The sequence below is a fragment of the Nocardioides imazamoxiresistens genome (assembly GCF_032378595.1).
GTDB lineage: Bacteria > Actinomycetota > Actinomycetes > Propionibacteriales > Nocardioidaceae > Nocardioides > Nocardioides imazamoxiresistens.
Map to the genome: position 1 here is coordinate 283174 of NZ_JAVYII010000002.1, position 14699 is coordinate 297872.

The following is a 14699-nucleotide window of genomic DNA, read 5'->3' on the forward strand; positions in this document are numbered from 1 at the left end:
GGCTCGAGAGCCCGGAGTCCGCGCGCGTCAGGTCGGGCGCGTCACGTCGAGGACCGCGACCGCGCCCGCCCGCAGGCTCCCGAGCCACAGGCGCCCGTCGTGCTCCCGCACGCCGGTCACCATGTGGAACCGCGCCAGCGCGGCGGGATCGCGGACGTCGACGGACCGACGCACCGTGCCGTCGGGGCCGAGCTCGAGGGCCTGCACCACCCGGCGCGGCGAGGGTCGCACGGCCTCCGGCAGCGACGAGAGCGCCCGCCGCAGGACCCGGGGGCCGCGCTGCACGACCTCGACGACCGGGTCGCGCGGGGACGCCAGCGCGACCCACAGGCCACCGTCCGCGGCGGGCGCGAGGTTGTCGGGGTACCCGGGCAGGTCGCCCGCCAGCAGCGACCGCTCACCCGCCCGCGGGCCGGTGAGCTCGAGGCGTACGACGGTGCGCGCCGCCGTCTCGGCGACGGCCACCCAGGCGTCCCCGGGACCCAGTACGACGCCGTTCGCGAAGGCGAGGCCGTCGAGGTGGACGGTGACCTCGCCGTCCGGTGCGCGCCGCAGCAGCCGCCCGGTGCGCGTCAGCCGGGCGAAGTCCTTCTCCCACTCGTCGAGCCCGTGGACGCGCGAGGAGTCGCTGAACCACACGGCACCGTCGGCGGCCACGGCCGCGTTGTTGCAGAACCGCAGGGGCACGCCGTCGACCGCGTCGACCAGCACCTCGACGCGCGACGTGGCCGGGTCGAGCGCGAGCAGGCCGCGGTGGGCGTCGCAGACGAGCACGCGCCCGTCGCCGAGCCACTCGAGCCCCAGCGGGCGCCCGCCCGTGCGTCCCAGGCAGGTCGTGCGGCGCCCGTCGTGGGACACGCGCAGCACCGCACCGTCCGCCGTCCCGGTGAGCACCGACCCCTCGTGGGGCCCGGCGACCTCGACGAGGACGTCCTCGGTGCCGTCACCGGGCACCGGGTGCACGGCGAGGACGGGACCGGGCCCCCCGGAGCTCACGAGTCGTCGCGCCCGAGCGCGGCCTCGAGCCGCTCGAGCTTGCCGTCCAGCTCCCCGCTGCGGCCGGGCCGGATGTCGGCCTTGAGGACCAACGAGACCCGGGAGCCGTAGGGCGCGACGGCCTCCGTGGCGCGCCGCACGACGTCGAGCACCTCGTCCCACTCCCCCTCGATCGTCGTGAACATCGCGTCGGTGCGGTGCGGCAGCCCCGAGTCGCGCACGACCCGCACGGCGGCCGCGACGGCGGCGTGGACAGACCCGTCGGCCTCCCCCTCCCCCGCGGGACTGAGCGGACCGGTGCCGCTGGGGGCGACGGAGAAGGCGACGAGCACGGTGGACCTCCGGGACGTGGGACGGCGGTGCGGCCAGCATGCCCGCGAGGTCCCAGCGACGGAAGCGACCCGTGAGTAGGGTGACGCCATGTCGGCCTCGCCCCTCCCCGAGACCGCCGCGCTCGCGGCCCGCCTCGGCGTGCCCGCCGAGCACCTCCGGGCGCTCGACGGCTGCGCGGCGGAGGACGTCGCGCTCCTCGACGACGCGGTCGAGCTCGCCCTGAGGGCCGAGGACCGCGCGGTCTCCGACGGTCTCGCGGCGGCGGTGCGGTTCGTCCCCCGCCCCCTGCGCGGCCGGGCCCGCGCGCTCCTCGGTGTCGGCCGTGGCTGAGGCGACCGCGCGCCTGGCGACCCGCTTGGAGGTGGTCAAGCTGGCCCACGAGCTCGACCTCGGCGTCGACGAGCTCGCGTTCCTGGCCGGGCGGGCCGCGGACGACGTGCGGGAGCTGCGTGTCGCGGTCACCGCCGCGCTGCACGCCCGCCACCAGGCCCGGTTCGCCCGACTCGCCGCGCTGGTCGGCGTCGTGCCGCTCGGCGTCGCGGCGCGGGCCGCCGAGCTCGCGATCGGTCCGGTGGTGAGCGCCCGCGTCGCCGCCGCACTGGGGCCCGAGGACGCCGTGCGCCTCGCGCAGCGCGTCTCCCCCGGCTTCCTGGCCGAGATCGCCCTGTCGCTGGACCCGGTCCGCTCGGCCGAGATCGTCCGGAGCCTCGACGACCGGCTCGTCGTGGAGGTCGGCCGGCTCCTCCTGGAGCAGGGCGAGCACCTGGTGCTGGCGCGCTTCGTCTCCGTGGTCGAGGCGCCGGTCGCCCTCGAGATCGTCGCCGACGCCTCGCCCGCCGCGCTGCTCGAGGTGGCGCTGCTGGCCGACGACCGCAGCGTGCTCGGAGGCCTCGTCGCCGCGCTCGACGACGACGTCCTCGTCGCGGTCCTCGACCACTGCCACGGCACGGGCGGCGAGACCGACGCGCTCAGCCTCGTCACCTCGCTCGACCTGGCCGGGCGTACCCGGGTCGTCGAGGTGCTGGCCACGAGCGGCCGGCCGGACCTCCAGGTGGCGTTCCTGCGCGCGGTCGAGAACGAGGGCGCCTGGCCGGAGGTGGTGCCCGCGCTCGCCCGTTGCGACGAGGGCGTGCTGGACGCTGTGCGCGCCGCCGCACGGGCGGTGGGCGAGCTCGGCCCGGATCCCGCCACCCAGGACCTGGCGGCGCGGCTGACCGAGCGCCTGGCCGCGATCCCGGAGGCGTAGGCCCGTGCCCGGCGACCTCGTGCCCGCCCCGCAGGCCGGACCGCCCGACCTGCCGGTCCGCAGCCGGCTGGCCGGCCGCCTCGGCCTGCCTCCCGCCGGTCTGGCGGAGCTGGGCTCGCTGGCGCGTCTGAACGACGCCGCGCTCGAGCGGCTCGACGCGGTGCTCGCCGCGGCCCAGGCCGACGAGGACCGCGAGGTCCGTCGGGCGCTGCGGGCTGCCGTACGCCTCGTCCCACCGCTGCTGCGCCGCCGCGCGGGCGCCGCGCTCTTCCCGCACGGACCGGACCGTGGCTGACGGGCGCCGGGAGGTCGCGCTGGCCCAGCTGGCCCGCGAGCTGCGGCTGGCGCCCGCGGGCGCGGCCGACCTCGCCTTCCTGGCCGACGTCGACGCCGCCGACCTCGACGCGGTCCGACGCCACGTGGTGGCCGCACGGTACGCCCGCCACGACCACCGGTTCGAGCGGATCGCGACCCTGACCCGGATGCTGCCCGCGGGCCTCGCCGCGCGGGTGGCCGAGGCGGCGCTGGGACCGCTGGTGGCCGCGCGGACGGCCGGCCGGATGGAGCCGACCGAAGCGGCCCGCCTGGCCGAGCGGCTCTCGCCGGCGTTCCTGGCCGACGTGACGACCCACCTGGACCCCGCCCGCGCCGGCGCCATCGTCGCGGCGCTGCCGCAGCCGCTGCTCGTCGAGGTCGGGCGCCTGCTGCTCGCCCGCGGCGACCACCTCACCCTCGGCAGGTTCGTGGGCGTGATGCCGGCGGCCGCCAGCGTCCGCGTGGTCGCGGACGCGGCGCCGGGCGACCTCCTGGCCATCGCGCTGCACGCCGAGGACGCGGCCGGTCTCGACGAGGTGCTGGCGGCCCTGCCCGACACGACACTGCTCGCCACCCTGGCCGCTGCGGCCGACGACGGGGGCGGCGCGGCCGTCGACCTGATCGGCCTGGTCGGGCGTACCTCGACGGTGCGTCTGCTCGACCTCCTGCCGGACCTGCCCCGGCCGCGCCAGCGGGCGCTGGCCGCCGCGGTGGTGCGGGCCCACGCCTGGCTCCACGTGCTGCCCGCGCTGGTGCACGTCGAGCCGGTGGCCCTGCGCACGCTGCTGTCGCTGCCCGAGATCGCCGACCCGGCCCTCCTCGGCGAGCTCCTGGGAACGCCGACGGCCCGCCGCCCCTGAGGGGCGACGGGCCGTGCGGGTGGTGCCGGGTGCGGGAGCTCAGCCCTTGAGCAGGCTGCGCAGCACGTACTGCATGATCCCGCCGTTGCGGTAGTAGCTCGCCTCGCCGGGGGTGTCGATGCGCACGACGGCGTCGAACTCCACGTCGCCGGCCTTCACCTTGACCGTCGTGGGCGTGCGGCCCTCGTTGAGCTCGGTGATCCCGGTGAAGGAGAAGGTCTCCTCGCCGGTGAGCCCGAGGCTCTCCGCGCTCTCGCCCGCGGGGAACTGCAGCGGGATGACGCCCATGCCGATGAGGTTCGAGCGGTGGATCCGCTCGTAGCTCTCGGCGATGACCGCCTTGACGCCCAGCAGCGAGGTGCCCTTGGCCGCCCAGTCGCGTGACGAGCCCGAGCCGTACTCCTTGCCCGCCAGCACGACCAGCGGGACGCCGGCCTCCTGGTAGGCCACCGACGCGTCGTAGACGGTGGTGACGGGAGCGTCGGCCTGGGTGTAGTCGCGCGTGAAGCCGCCCTCGGTGCCCGGGGCGATCTGGTTGCGCAGGCGGATGTTCGCGAACGTGCCGCGGATCATCACCTCGTGGTTGCCGCGGCGCGAGCCGTACGAGTTGAAGTCGCGCTGCTCCACGCCGTTCTCGGAGAGGTACGTGCCGGCGGGCGAGTCCTTCTTGATGGCACCGGCCGGGCTGATGTGGTCGGTGGTGACCGAGTCGCCGAGCTTGAGGAGCACACGCGCGCCCTCGATCTCGGTGACCGGGGTCGGCTCGGCCGGCATCCCGTCGAAGTACGGGGGCTTCCGGACGTAGGTCGACTCGGGGTCCCAGGCGAACGTCTTGCCCTCGGGCGTGGGCAGCGACTGCCACGTCTCGTCACCGGCGAAGACGTCCTGGTAGGAGTCGTCGAACATCTTCGAGCTGATCGCCTGCGCGATGGTCTCCTCGACCTCGGCCGGCGACGGCCAGATGTCCTTCATGAACACGTCGTTGCCGTCGGTGTCCTGGCCCAGCGGGTCCTCGAACAGGTCGACGTCCATCGAGCCGGCGAGCGCGTAGGCGACCACCAGCGGCGGGGAGGCGAGGTAGTTCATCTTGATGTCGGGGTTGATCCGACCCTCGAAGTTGCGGTTGCCCGACAGCACCGAGACGACCGCGAGGTCGGCCTCGTTGACCGCGGCCGAGACCTCGGGGATGAGGGGGCCGGAGTTGCCGATGCAGGTCGTGCACCCGTAGCCGACGAGGTTGAACCCGAGCTTGTCGAGGTACGGCGTGAGGCCCGACTTGTCGTAGTAGTCGCTGACGACCTTGGACCCCGGCGCGAGCGTGGTCTTGACCCACGGCTTGCGGGTGAGGCCCTTCTCGACGGCCTTCTTCGCGAGGAGCGCCGCACCGATCATGACCGACGGATTGGACGTGTTCGTGCACGACGTGATGGCCGCGATCGTGACCGCGCCGTGGTCGAGCGTGAACGACGTGCCGTCCTCGAGGGTGACCTCGATCGGGTTGCTCGGGCGTCCGCCGTCCTTCGGCGCCGCCGAGAGGTAGTCCTTCGGCGGGGCGGCCTCGCCGTGGCCGTTGCTGCTGACCGGGTCGGAGGCCGGGAAGGTCTCGGCGACGGACTCGTCGTAGCCGTTCTCCTCGCCGGACTCGTCGACGTAGTCGGCGAGCGCGCCGCGGAACGAGTCCTTGGCGTTGGAGAGCGAGACGCGGTCCTGCGGACGCTTGGGCCCGGCGAGCGACGGGACGACCGTCGAGACGTCGAGCTCGAGCTTCTCGGAGTAGCGCGGCTCGGCGTCGGGGTCGTGCCAGAGGCCCTGGGCCTTGGAGTACTGCTCGACGAGCGCGAGCTGCTCGGCCGACCGGCCGGTCAGCTTCAGGTAGTCGATCGTCTGCTCGTCGATCGGGAAGACCGCGATGGTCGAGCCGAACTCGGGGCTCATGTTGCCGATCGTGGCGCGGTTGGCCAGCGGCAGCGCGGAGACGCCCGGGCCGTAGAACTCGACGAACTTGCCGACGACGCCGTGCTTGCGCAGCATCTCGGTGATCGTGAGCACCAGGTCGGTCGCCGTCGTGCCCTCGGGCAGGTCGCCGTTGAGCTTGAAGCCGACCACGCGCGGGATGAGCATCGACACGGGCTGGCCGAGCATCGCGGCCTCGGCCTCGATGCCGCCCACGCCCCAGCCGACGACGCCGATGCCGTTGACCATGGTGGTGTGCGAGTCGGTGCCGACGCAGGTGTCGGGGTACGCCAGCAGCTCGCCGTCGACCTCGCGCGTGAAGACCGTGCGGGCCAGGTGCTCGATGTTGACCTGGTGCACGATGCCGGTGCCGGGCGGGACGACCTTGAAGTCGTCGAACGCGCCCTGGCCCCAGCGCAGGAACTGGTAGCGCTCGCGGTTGCGCTCGTACTCGATCTCGACGTTGCGCTCGAAGGCCTCCGGCGTGCCGAAGACGTCGGCGATCACGGAGTGGTCGATGACCATCTCGGCGGGTGCCAGCGGGTTGATCCGCGCCGGGTCGCCGCCCAGGTCGGCCATGGCCTCACGCATGGTGGCGAGGTCGACGACGCAGGGCACGCCGGTGAAGTCCTGCATGATCACGCGCGCCGGCGTGAACTGGATCTCCTTGTCGGGCTCCGCGTCCGCGTCCCAGCCCGCCAGCGCCTTGATGTCGTCGGCGGTGATGTTCGCACCGTCCTCGGTGCGCAGCAGGTTCTCCAGCAGGACCTTCAACGAGAACGGGAGCGACGCGACGTCCAGGCCCTCGCCCGTGACGGCGTCGAGCCGGAAGATCTCGTAGGCCTTTCCATCCACGTCCAGGGTGCTCTTCGCACCGAAGCTGTTCTGACTTGCCACAGTCACACTCCCTCGTCCGCTGGTTGGCGCGCTCCCTGCCATCTTGCCGCCGGGCCGGGTGGCCTTCCTAGGAAGGTCTGCCTAACTCCGTCGCAGCTCGCACGCCGTCTTTATCTCGATATCAAGATACACGTCATCGAGCGAGATTGCCCGCCGGCACGAGGAGCGCCACGCACTCGACGTGGTGCGTCATGGGGAAGAGGTCGAAGGCGCGCAGCGAGGCGAGGGCGTACCCGGACTCGGCCAGGTACGCCACGTCGCGCGCGAGCGCCGCGGGGTCGCAGGCGACGTACGCCACGGCGCGCGGCCGACGGGCGGCCACGGCGGCGACCACCTCGCGACCGGCACCCTCGCGAGGCGGGTCGAGCACGACGAGGTCGACGGTCCCTGCGTCCCCGTCCGTCTCGAGGCCCTCCGCCAGCACCTGCGCGACGTCGCCCTGGCGCACCTCGACCGTGCCCGGGGCGGCGGCCAGGTTGGTGCGGGCGTAGGTCGAGGCCGTCACGTCGCCCTCGACGGTGGCGACCCGGCCCTGCGGACCCAAGCGCTCGGCCAGGAACGCCGCGAACAGGCCGACGCCGCCGTACAGGTCCAGCGCCGACTCGCCCGGCCGGGGGTCGAGCATCTCGAGCACGGTCGTGACCAGGGTGCGCGGTGCCCCCGGGTGGACCTGCCAGAAGCCGTCGGCGGCCACGTCGAAGGTGTGCCCGGCCCCCGGCGCACCCGCCTCCACGCGCTCGGCGAGCGTGCCGGGGCGGGGCTCACGGGCGTCCGGGTGCGCGATGAGGCAGTCGTCGACGGCCACGACGTCGTGGGAGCGGTGCCGACGCATGGCCGGGCGCCCGTCGGGCGTGCGCACGAAGCGCACGCGGGTGCGCCAGCGCAGCCCGGCGAGCTGGGCCGGCAGGTCGCCGGCGACGGCCTCGACCTCCACGAGCAGGTCCAGGCCCGCGAGGCGGCGCAGCTGCTCGGCGACCACGTCGCCCTTGAGGCGCCGCTGCGCGTCCAGCCGGACGTGCTGGAAGTCGCAGCCGCCGCAGCCACCCGGTCCCGCGACGGGGCACGGTGCCTCCACGCGACCCTCGGCGGCGCGGCGGACCTCGACCGCGTCCGCCCGCCAGAACCGGTCGCGGTCGGTGCCCTCCGTGATCTCGAGGACCACCTCCTCGCCGGGCAGGGCGTGGCGCACGAAGACGACCCGGGGCCGTTCCTCGTCCGGCAGCGTCACCCGGGCGACGCAGTGGCCGCCGTGCGCCACGGGGCCGACCTCCGCGACGAACCGCTCCCCCACCCGGGAGCGCCCACGGGGCGCCCGGGCGCGCTGGCCGCGTGCGGGCGCACGACCCCGGCCGCCGCGGCGGTCCCGACCCCCGCTCACGGCTTCCTCGAGCTGACGCGGTCGGGCGTCTCGTCGGAGACCCGGCCGCGGCGCAGGTCGCCGGGGCGCACACGCGTCATCGAGCGGTCCTCGCGCTCGAGCGCGACGGCCGACGAGCGCAGCTGGTAGGGCACCGAGGTGACCATCACGCCGGGCGTGAAGAGCAGCCGGCCCTTGAGCCGCAGCGCGCTCTGGTTGTGCAGCAGCTGCTCCCACCAGTGACCCACGACGTACTCCGGGATGTAGACGGCGACGACACCGCGCGGGTTGGCACGCCGGATCTCGACGGCGTAGTCGACGATCGGCTTGATCAGCTCGCGGTAGGGCGAGTGCAGGACCTTGAGCGGCACGTCGATGTTGCGCCGGTCCCAGGCCTCGAGCAGCCGGTCGGTCTCCGCCGCCTCGGTGGACACGCACACCGCCTCGAGCACGTTGGGCCGCGAGGCCTTGGCGTACGCCAGGGCGCGCAGCGTCGGCTTGTGCACCTTGGAGACCAGGACGATCGCGTGCACGCGGGTGGGCAGCACCTTGTCGTCCTCCTCCGCGGCGAGCTCCCCGGCGACGCGGTCGTAGTGGCGACGGATCGAGCGCATCACGAAGAACGCCGCCAGCATCGCCAGGATCGTGATCCACGCGCCCTCGAGGAACTTGGTGACCAGCACGATCACCAGGACCACCGCCGTGAAGCACAGCCCGACCGCGTTGATCACGCGGCTCTGCTGCATCTTGCGGCGCCGCGCCGGGTCCTTCTCCGTCGCCAGGTGGCGCGTCCAGTGCCGGATCATGCCGAGCTGGCTGAGGTTGAAGGAGACGAAGACGCCCACGATGTAGAGCTGGATCAACCGGGTGGTCTGCGCGTCGAAGGCCACGATCAGCACGATCGCCGTCACCGCGAGGAAGACGATGCCGTTGCTGTACGCCAGCCGGTCGCCGCGGGAGCCGAGCGCGCGCGGCGCGAAACCGTCCTTGGCCAGGATCGAGCCGAGCACCGGGAAGCCGTTGAAGGCGGTGTTGGCGGCCAGCACGAGGATAACGCCGGTCAGCGTCACGACGAAGTAGAAGCCGGGCGGGAAGTCGGCGAAGAGCGCCCCCGCGATCTGGGCGATCACCGTGTGCTGGTCGTAGCCGTCGGGCAGCGGGGCGCCGGCCGCGGTGCGCAACCGGTCGAGCTCGTGGGGGTCGACGTAGCGCAGGCCCATCTCGCGGGCCAGCAGGATCACCGACATCATCATCGTGATCGCGATCAGCCCGAGCATCAGCAGGGTGGCGGCGGCGTTGTCGCTCTTCGGCTTGCGGAAGGCGGGCACGCCGTTCGAGATCGCCTCGACCCCGGTCAGCGCCGCGCAGCCGGACGAGAACGCGCGCGCCAGCAGGAAGATCATCGCGAACTGGGTCAGGGGCTCCTCGAAGCCGAGCCTCGGCTCGATGCTCAGGTCGGCGCTCTCGACCTGGGGCAGGGTCCCGGTGAACCAGCGGAAGCCGCCGTAGAGCGCCATCCCGATGATGGCGATCATGAACAGGTAGGTCGGCAGGGCGAAGTAGCTGCCCGACTCGCGGATGCCGCGCAGGTTCAGCGCCATCAGCAGCACCACCAGGCCCGAGGCGAACAGCACCTCGTGGCCCGACAGGAACGGGATGGCCGCGGCGGCGTACTGCGAGCCCGACGAGATCGAGACCGCCACCGTCAGCACGTAGTCGACCAGCAGCGCGCTGGCCACCGTCGTGCCGGCCGTGGGTCCGAGGTTCACGCTGGCGACCTCGTAGTCGCCGCCGCCGCTGGGGTACGCGTGGACCGTCTGGCGGTAGGACGCGATCACCGCCGCCATCACCAGCGCCACGGCGACGCCGATCCAGGGCGAGAACACGTAGGAGGTGGCTCCCGCGATCGAGAGCATGATGAAGACCTCGTCCGGCGCGTAGGCGACCGACGACAGCGCGTCGCTCGCGAAGACCGGCAGAGCGATGCGCTTGGGGAGGAGTGTTTCCCCGAGCTGGGAGCTGCGGAGCTTGCGCCCGAGCAGGACCCTCTTCGAGGCGTCGGCGAGACCCACGAGGCGGGATCGTACGCCCCGCACCCGTCTGCGCCACGTCGACGCGTGCGGCGCCCCCGGCTGGGCTACCGTTCGGCGCGTGCACGTCGTGATCATGGGCTGCGGCCGCGTCGGTTCGACGCTCGCGCGCAGCCTCGAGGACCGCAACCACACGGTGTCGGTCATCGACATCGCCCCGGAGGCGTTCCGGCGCCTCGGCCCGGAGTTCAACGGCGACAAGGTGACCGGGGTCGGGTTCGACCGCAAGGTCCTGGAGAAGGCCGGCATCCGTCGCGCCGACGCCTTCGCCGCGGTCTCCAGCGGCGACAACTCGAACATCATCGCCGCGCGGGTCGCGCGCGAGACGTTCGGGATCCAGCAGGTCGTCGCCCGCATCTACGACCCCGGCCGTGCGGAGGTCTACCAGCGTCTCGGCATCACGACGGTCGCCACGGTCAAGTGGACGGCCGACCAGGTGCTGCGCCGCCTCCTGCCCGCCGGCGCGGAGCCCGACTTCCGCGACCCGTCCGGCACGATCCGGCTCGACCAGGTGCCCGTCCCCCAGACCTGGGTCGGCGTGCGCACCGTGCTGTTCCAGGAGCAGACCCGCACCCGCATCGCCTGGCTCGACCGGCTCGGCGAGGGCGTCCTGCCGCACGCGCAGAGCGTCATCCAGGAGGGTGACCTCCTGCACCTGGTGATGCGCGAGGAGAACGCCGCGCACGCCTACCAGACCATCACCCGCGGACCGGAGGACAGCTGATGCGCGTCGCGATCGCCGGGGCGGGGGCCGTCGGTCGCTCGGTCGCCGCCGAGCTGATCCAGAACGGCCACGAGGTCCTGCTCATCGACAAGGACACCGCGGCGATCCGCCCGGAGCGGGTCGCCGACGCCGAGTGGCTGCTCGCCGACTGCTGCGAGCTGTCCTCGCTGGCCGAGGCCCGCCTGGAGCGCTGCGACGTGGTGATCGCGGCGACCGGCGACGACAAGGCCAACCTCGTGACCTCGCTGCTGGCCAAGACCGAGTTCGCCGTGCCGCGCACCGTCGGCCGGGTCAACCACCCCGACAACGAGTGGCTGTTCAACGAGGCCTGGGGCGTCGACGTCAGCGTGTCGACCCCGCGGATCATGTCGGCCCTCGTCGAGGAGGCCGTCGCCGTCGGCGACCTCGTGCGCCTGTTCACCTTCCGCCAGGGCCAGGCCAACCTCGTCGAGCTCACGCTGCCGGAGGACTCCCCCTTCGTCGGACGTCCCTCGGGTCTCGTCCCGTTCCCCGACAACTGCGCGCTCGTCACGATCCTGCGCGACGGCCAGGTCTACCGTCCCGACGCCGAGCAGCCGCTCGAGGCGGGCGACGAGCTGCTCTTCGTGGTGCCGGCCGAGCTCGAGGACGACCTCGAGCGCCTGCTCGCCCCCTCGACGCACTCCTGAGCGGCCTCCCGGGGCAGGAGACGACACGAGCCGGCACCCCTGCGGGGGTGCCGGCTCGTCGTGCGAGGGGCGTGGTGCGCCGGCCTCAGGCCTCGGCGGTCGCCGCTGCCGCCTCGGGGGCGCCCTTCGGCGTCGGCTTCGCGTCGACCCCGGCCTCCTTGCGCTGGGCCGGCGTGATCGGCGCCGGGGCCGCGGTCAGCGGGTCGTAGCCGCCGCCGGACTTCGGGAACGCGATCACCTCGCGGATCGAGTCGACGCCCGCGAGGAGCGCCACGATCCGGTCCCAGCCGAACGCGATGCCGCCGTGCGGCGGGGCGCCGTACTTGAACGCCTCCAGCAGGAAGCCGAACTTCTCCTCGGCCTCGGCCTCGTCGAGGCCCATGATCGCGAAGACGCGCTTCTGCACGTCCTCGCGGTGGATGCGGATCGAGCCGCCACCGATCTCGTTGCCGTTGCACACGATGTCGTACGCCCACGCCAGCGCGTCGCCGGGCGCGGAGTCGAAGCCGTCCGGGTCCTGCGGCGAGGTGAAGGCGTGGTGCACGGCCGTCCACGCACCGGCGCCCACGGCCACGTCGCCACTGGCGACCGCGTCGGAGGCCGGCTCGAACAGCGGGGCGTCGACGACCCACACGAAGCTCCAGGCGTCCTCGTCGATGAGGCCGCCGCGGCGGCCGATCTCCAGGCGGGCCGCGCCGAGCAGCGCACGCGTCGACTTGGTGGCGCCGGCGCCGAAGAAGATGCAGTCGCCGGGCTGCGCCCCGACGTGGGCGGCCAGGCCGGCCTTCTCGGCGTCGGACAGGTTCTTGGCGACCGGCCCGCCGAGCTCGCCGTCCTCGCCGACGAGCACGTACGCCAGGCCCTTGGCGCCCCGCTGCTTGGCCCACTCCTGCCAGGCGTCGAGCTGCTTGCGCGGCTGGGAGGCGCCGCCGGGCATGACGACGGCCCCGACGTACTCGGCCTGGAAGACGCGGAACGGGGTCTCGGCGAAGTACGCCGTGCACTCCACGAGCTCCTGGCCCATCCGCAGGTCGGGCTTGTCGGAGCCGAACCGGGCCATCGCCTCGGCGTACGTCATCCGCGGCAGCGGCGTCGGCACCTCGTGGCCCACCAGCGCCCACAGCGACGTGAGGATCTCCTCGGCCAGGGCGATCACGTCGTCCTGGTCGACGAAGCTCATCTCGATGTCGAGCTGGGTGAACTCGGGCTGCCGGTCGGCGCGGAAGTCCTCGTCGCGGTAGCAGCGGGCGATCTGGTAGTACCGCTCCGTCCCGGCGACCATCAGCAGCTGCTTGAACAGCTGCGGGCTCTGCGGAAGGGCGTACCAGCTGCCGGGCTGCAGGCGCGCGGGCACCAGGAAGTCGCGGGCGCCCTCGGGCGTCGAGCGCGTCAGCGTCGGGGTCTCGACCTCGACGAAGTCGTGGCCGGCGAGCACGTCGCGCGCCGCGCGGTTGACCTCGCTGCGCAGGCGCAGCGTCCGGCCCGGGCCGGTGCGGCGCAGGTCGAGGTAGCGGTGGCGCAGGCGCGCCTCCTCCCCCACGTCGACGTGGTCGTCGATCGGGAAGGGCAGCGGGGCGCTGGCGGAGAGCACCTCGACGTCGGTCGCGATGACCTCGATCTCGCCGGAGGCCAGGTTCGGGTTCGCGTTGCCCTCGGGGCGCAGGGAGACCTCGCCGGTGACCTTCACGCAGTACTCGTTGCGCAGGCCGCCGGCGACCTCCTCGTCGCGCACGACCACCTGGGCGACGCCGCTGGCCTCGCGCAGGTCGAGGAACGCCACCCCGCCGTGGTCGCGCCGCTTGGCCACCCACCCCGCGAGGGTGACGGTCTGGCCGACGTGCTCGGGGCGCAGCGCCCCGGCGTCATGGGTGCGGATCACGAGCTCTTCTCCTCGGTGCTGGGGGCGGTGGTGGTGACCTGCGGTCGCAGGTCCTCGCTCGGCGGCGTCCAGGTCGACGGGTCCGCGTCCACCTGCTCGCCGCTGCGGATGTCCTTGACCTGGTGCGTGCCGTCGGGCTGGACGAACCAGACGAACGGGATGCCTCGCCGGTCGGCGTGCTTGATCTGCTTGCCGAACTTCGCGGCGCTGGGCGCCACCTCGCACGGCACGGCCCGGGCGCGCAGGGCGTCGGCGACGGCGTCCGCCTCCGGGCGCGCCTCCTCCGCGGCCAGCGCGACCAGCACGGCGCTGGGCACCGACCGGGACCCGGTGACGACGCCACGGGCCAGCAGGGGCACGAGCACGCGGGAGACACCGAGGGAGATGCCGACGCCGGGGTAGGTCGTGCGGCCGTCACTGGCCAGCGCGTCGTAGCGACCACCGGAGCAGATCGAGCCCATGGACTCGTAGCCGTCCAGGCGCGTCTCGAACACGGTGCCGGTGTAGTAGTCCAGCCCGCGGGCGATCGACAGGTCGGCCGTGACCCGCACGGCGCCGCCGGCCAGCGGGGCCGCGCCGCGCATCAGGGTGGCGAGCTCCTCGAGCCCCTCGTCGAGCAGCTCGTGGGAGATGCCCAGGGCGCGGACCTGCTCGACGAACGAGTCGTCTTCCGTGCGGATGCCGGCCAGGCGCAGGCACGCCTCGGCCTGCTCGGCCGTCGCGCCCGCCTCGGCGACGAGCAGCGCCGCGACCTTCTCGGCGGGCAGCTTGTCGAGCTTGTCGACCAGACGCATCACCTCGTCGACCTGCTGTAGGCCGAGGCCCAGGTAGAAGCCCTGGATGAGCTTGCGGTTGTTGACCTGCAGGCGGAAGCCGGGCAGGCCGACCACGTCGGGGTGCGCGAGGCGCCGCAGCGCGTCGAGCATCACCTTGGTGACCTCGACGTCGTGGTGGAACGGCAGGGTGTCGCGGCCGATCACGTCGATGTCGGCCTGGGTGAACTCGCGGTAGCGACCGTCCTGGGGCCGCTCGCCGCGCCACACCTTCTGGATCTGGAAGCGGCGGAACGGGAACTCGAGCTTCCCGGCGTTCTCGAGCACGTAGCGGGCGAACGGGACCGTGAGGTCGAAGTGGAGGCCGATGCCCGCGTCGGACCCGGTCTCCTCGGCCTGCAGGCGCCGCAGCACGTACACCTCCTTCGAGGTGTCGCCCTTGCGCAGCAGCTGGTCCAGCGGCTCGACGGCACGGGTCTCGATGCCGGCGAAACCGTGCAGCTCGAAGGTCTGGCGCAGCGTGTCCACGACCAGCTGCTCGACGACGCGCTGGGCGGGCAGCAGCTCGGGGAACCCGCTCAGCGGGGTCGGCTTGCTCATGTGGGGCT

Annotated in this window: 13 protein-coding genes; 6 read left to right on the plus strand and 7 right to left on the minus strand. The window is 73.4% G+C overall.

Annotated features, from left to right (window positions below; all coding sequences use genetic code 11):
- Positions 1 to 27 precede the first annotated feature (27 nt).
- Together RDV89_RS05415 and RDV89_RS05420 are read right to left on the minus strand one after the other, a co-directional pair.
- Complete coding sequence (locus tag RDV89_RS05415; protein WP_315731923.1) at positions 28 to 963, minus strand: SMP-30/gluconolactonase/LRE family protein; 936 nt, start codon at positions 961 to 963, stop codon at positions 28 to 30.
- A 29-nt stretch (positions 964 to 992) separates the two neighbouring features.
- Positions 993 to 1328, minus strand: coding sequence for a thiamine-binding protein (locus tag RDV89_RS05420; RefSeq protein WP_315731924.1), 336 nt, complete (start codon positions 1326 to 1328; stop codon positions 993 to 995).
- Positions 1329 to 1416: 88 nt separating this feature from the next.
- Between RDV89_RS05420 and RDV89_RS05425 the strand changes: the two genes are divergently transcribed.
- Genes RDV89_RS05425 through RDV89_RS05440 form a run of 4 tightly spaced genes read left to right on the plus strand, consistent with a single transcriptional unit; the run spans position 1417 to position 3750 of the window.
- The gene (locus RDV89_RS05425; protein WP_315731925.1) at positions 1417 to 1659 is read left to right on the plus strand and encodes a hypothetical protein; all 243 of its coding nucleotides are present in this window, start codon (positions 1417 to 1419) and stop codon (positions 1657 to 1659) included.
- Complete coding sequence (locus RDV89_RS05430) at positions 1652 to 2575, plus strand: hypothetical protein (RefSeq protein ID WP_315731926.1); 924 nt, start codon at positions 1652 to 1654, stop codon at positions 2573 to 2575. Before RDV89_RS05425 ends, RDV89_RS05430 begins: the two co-directional genes overlap by 8 nt.
- Before the next feature lie 4 nt (positions 2576 to 2579).
- Positions 2580 to 2870 carry a hypothetical protein gene (locus RDV89_RS05435; RefSeq protein WP_315731927.1) on the plus strand — a complete coding sequence of 97 codons (291 nt, stop codon included), beginning with the start codon at positions 2580 to 2582 and terminating at the stop codon, positions 2868 to 2870.
- On the plus strand, positions 2863 to 3750 hold the full coding sequence (locus RDV89_RS05440) for a hypothetical protein (protein ID WP_315731928.1): 888 nt from the start codon (positions 2863 to 2865) through the stop codon (positions 3748 to 3750). The genes RDV89_RS05435 and RDV89_RS05440 overlap by 8 nt, the downstream gene beginning before the upstream one ends.
- A gap of 39 nt (positions 3751 to 3789) precedes the next feature.
- Here RDV89_RS05440 and RDV89_RS05445 read toward each other — a convergent pair whose 3' ends face one another.
- From RDV89_RS05445 to RDV89_RS05455, 3 genes are all read right to left on the minus strand, one after another.
- Positions 3790 to 6600: an aconitate hydratase gene (locus RDV89_RS05445; protein ID WP_438823257.1), complete on the minus strand. Its 2811-nt coding sequence runs from the start codon at positions 6598 to 6600 to the stop codon at positions 3790 to 3792.
- Between the two features lie 133 nt (positions 6601 to 6733).
- The gene (locus tag RDV89_RS05450; protein WP_315731930.1) at positions 6734 to 7891 is read right to left on the minus strand and encodes a class I SAM-dependent RNA methyltransferase; all 1158 of its coding nucleotides are present in this window, start codon (positions 7889 to 7891) and stop codon (positions 6734 to 6736) included.
- 83 nt (positions 7892 to 7974) lie between these two features.
- Positions 7975 to 10029, minus strand: coding sequence for an APC family permease (locus RDV89_RS05455; protein WP_315731931.1), 2055 nt, complete (start codon positions 10027 to 10029; stop codon positions 7975 to 7977).
- Positions 10030 to 10123: 94 nt separating this feature from the next.
- Here RDV89_RS05455 and RDV89_RS05460 point away from each other — a divergent pair, with 94 nt between their 5' ends.
- On the plus strand, positions 10124 to 10771 hold the full coding sequence (locus tag RDV89_RS05460; RefSeq protein ID WP_315732222.1) for a potassium channel family protein: 648 nt from the start codon (positions 10124 to 10126) through the stop codon (positions 10769 to 10771).
- Positions 10771 to 11439 carry a potassium channel family protein gene (locus RDV89_RS05465; RefSeq protein ID WP_315731932.1) on the plus strand — a complete coding sequence of 223 codons (669 nt, stop codon included), beginning with the start codon at positions 10771 to 10773 and terminating at the stop codon, positions 11437 to 11439. The genes RDV89_RS05460 and RDV89_RS05465 overlap by 1 nt, the downstream gene beginning before the upstream one ends.
- Before the next feature lie 85 nt (positions 11440 to 11524).
- Here the strand turns inward: RDV89_RS05465 and aspS are convergent, their stop codons facing one another.
- Together aspS and hisS are read right to left on the minus strand one after the other, a co-directional pair.
- Positions 11525 to 13318, minus strand: coding sequence for an aspartate--tRNA ligase (gene aspS, locus RDV89_RS05470; RefSeq protein ID WP_315731933.1), 1794 nt, complete (start codon positions 13316 to 13318; stop codon positions 11525 to 11527).
- Positions 13315 to 14691, minus strand: a complete 1377-nt coding sequence (gene hisS / locus RDV89_RS05475; protein ID WP_315731934.1) for a histidine--tRNA ligase — start codon at positions 14689 to 14691, stop codon at positions 13315 to 13317. Before hisS ends, aspS begins: the two co-directional genes overlap by 4 nt.
- Positions 14692 to 14699 lie beyond the last annotated feature (8 nt).

Coding starts and splice junctions, on each gene's coding strand:
- RDV89_RS05460 (WP_315732222.1), top strand. CDS start 10,124: ATGGGCTGCGGCCGCGTCGGTTCGACGCTCGCGCGCAGCCTCGAGGAC.
- RDV89_RS05425 (WP_315731925.1), top strand. CDS start 1,417: ATGTCGGCCTCGCCCCTCCCCGAGACCGCCGCGCTCGCGGCCCGCCTC.
- hisS (WP_315731934.1), bottom strand. CDS start 14,691: ATGAGCAAGCCGACCCCGCTGAGCGGGTTCCCCGAGCTGCTGCCCGCC.
- RDV89_RS05465 (WP_315731932.1), top strand. CDS start 10,771: ATGCGCGTCGCGATCGCCGGGGCGGGGGCCGTCGGTCGCTCGGTCGCC.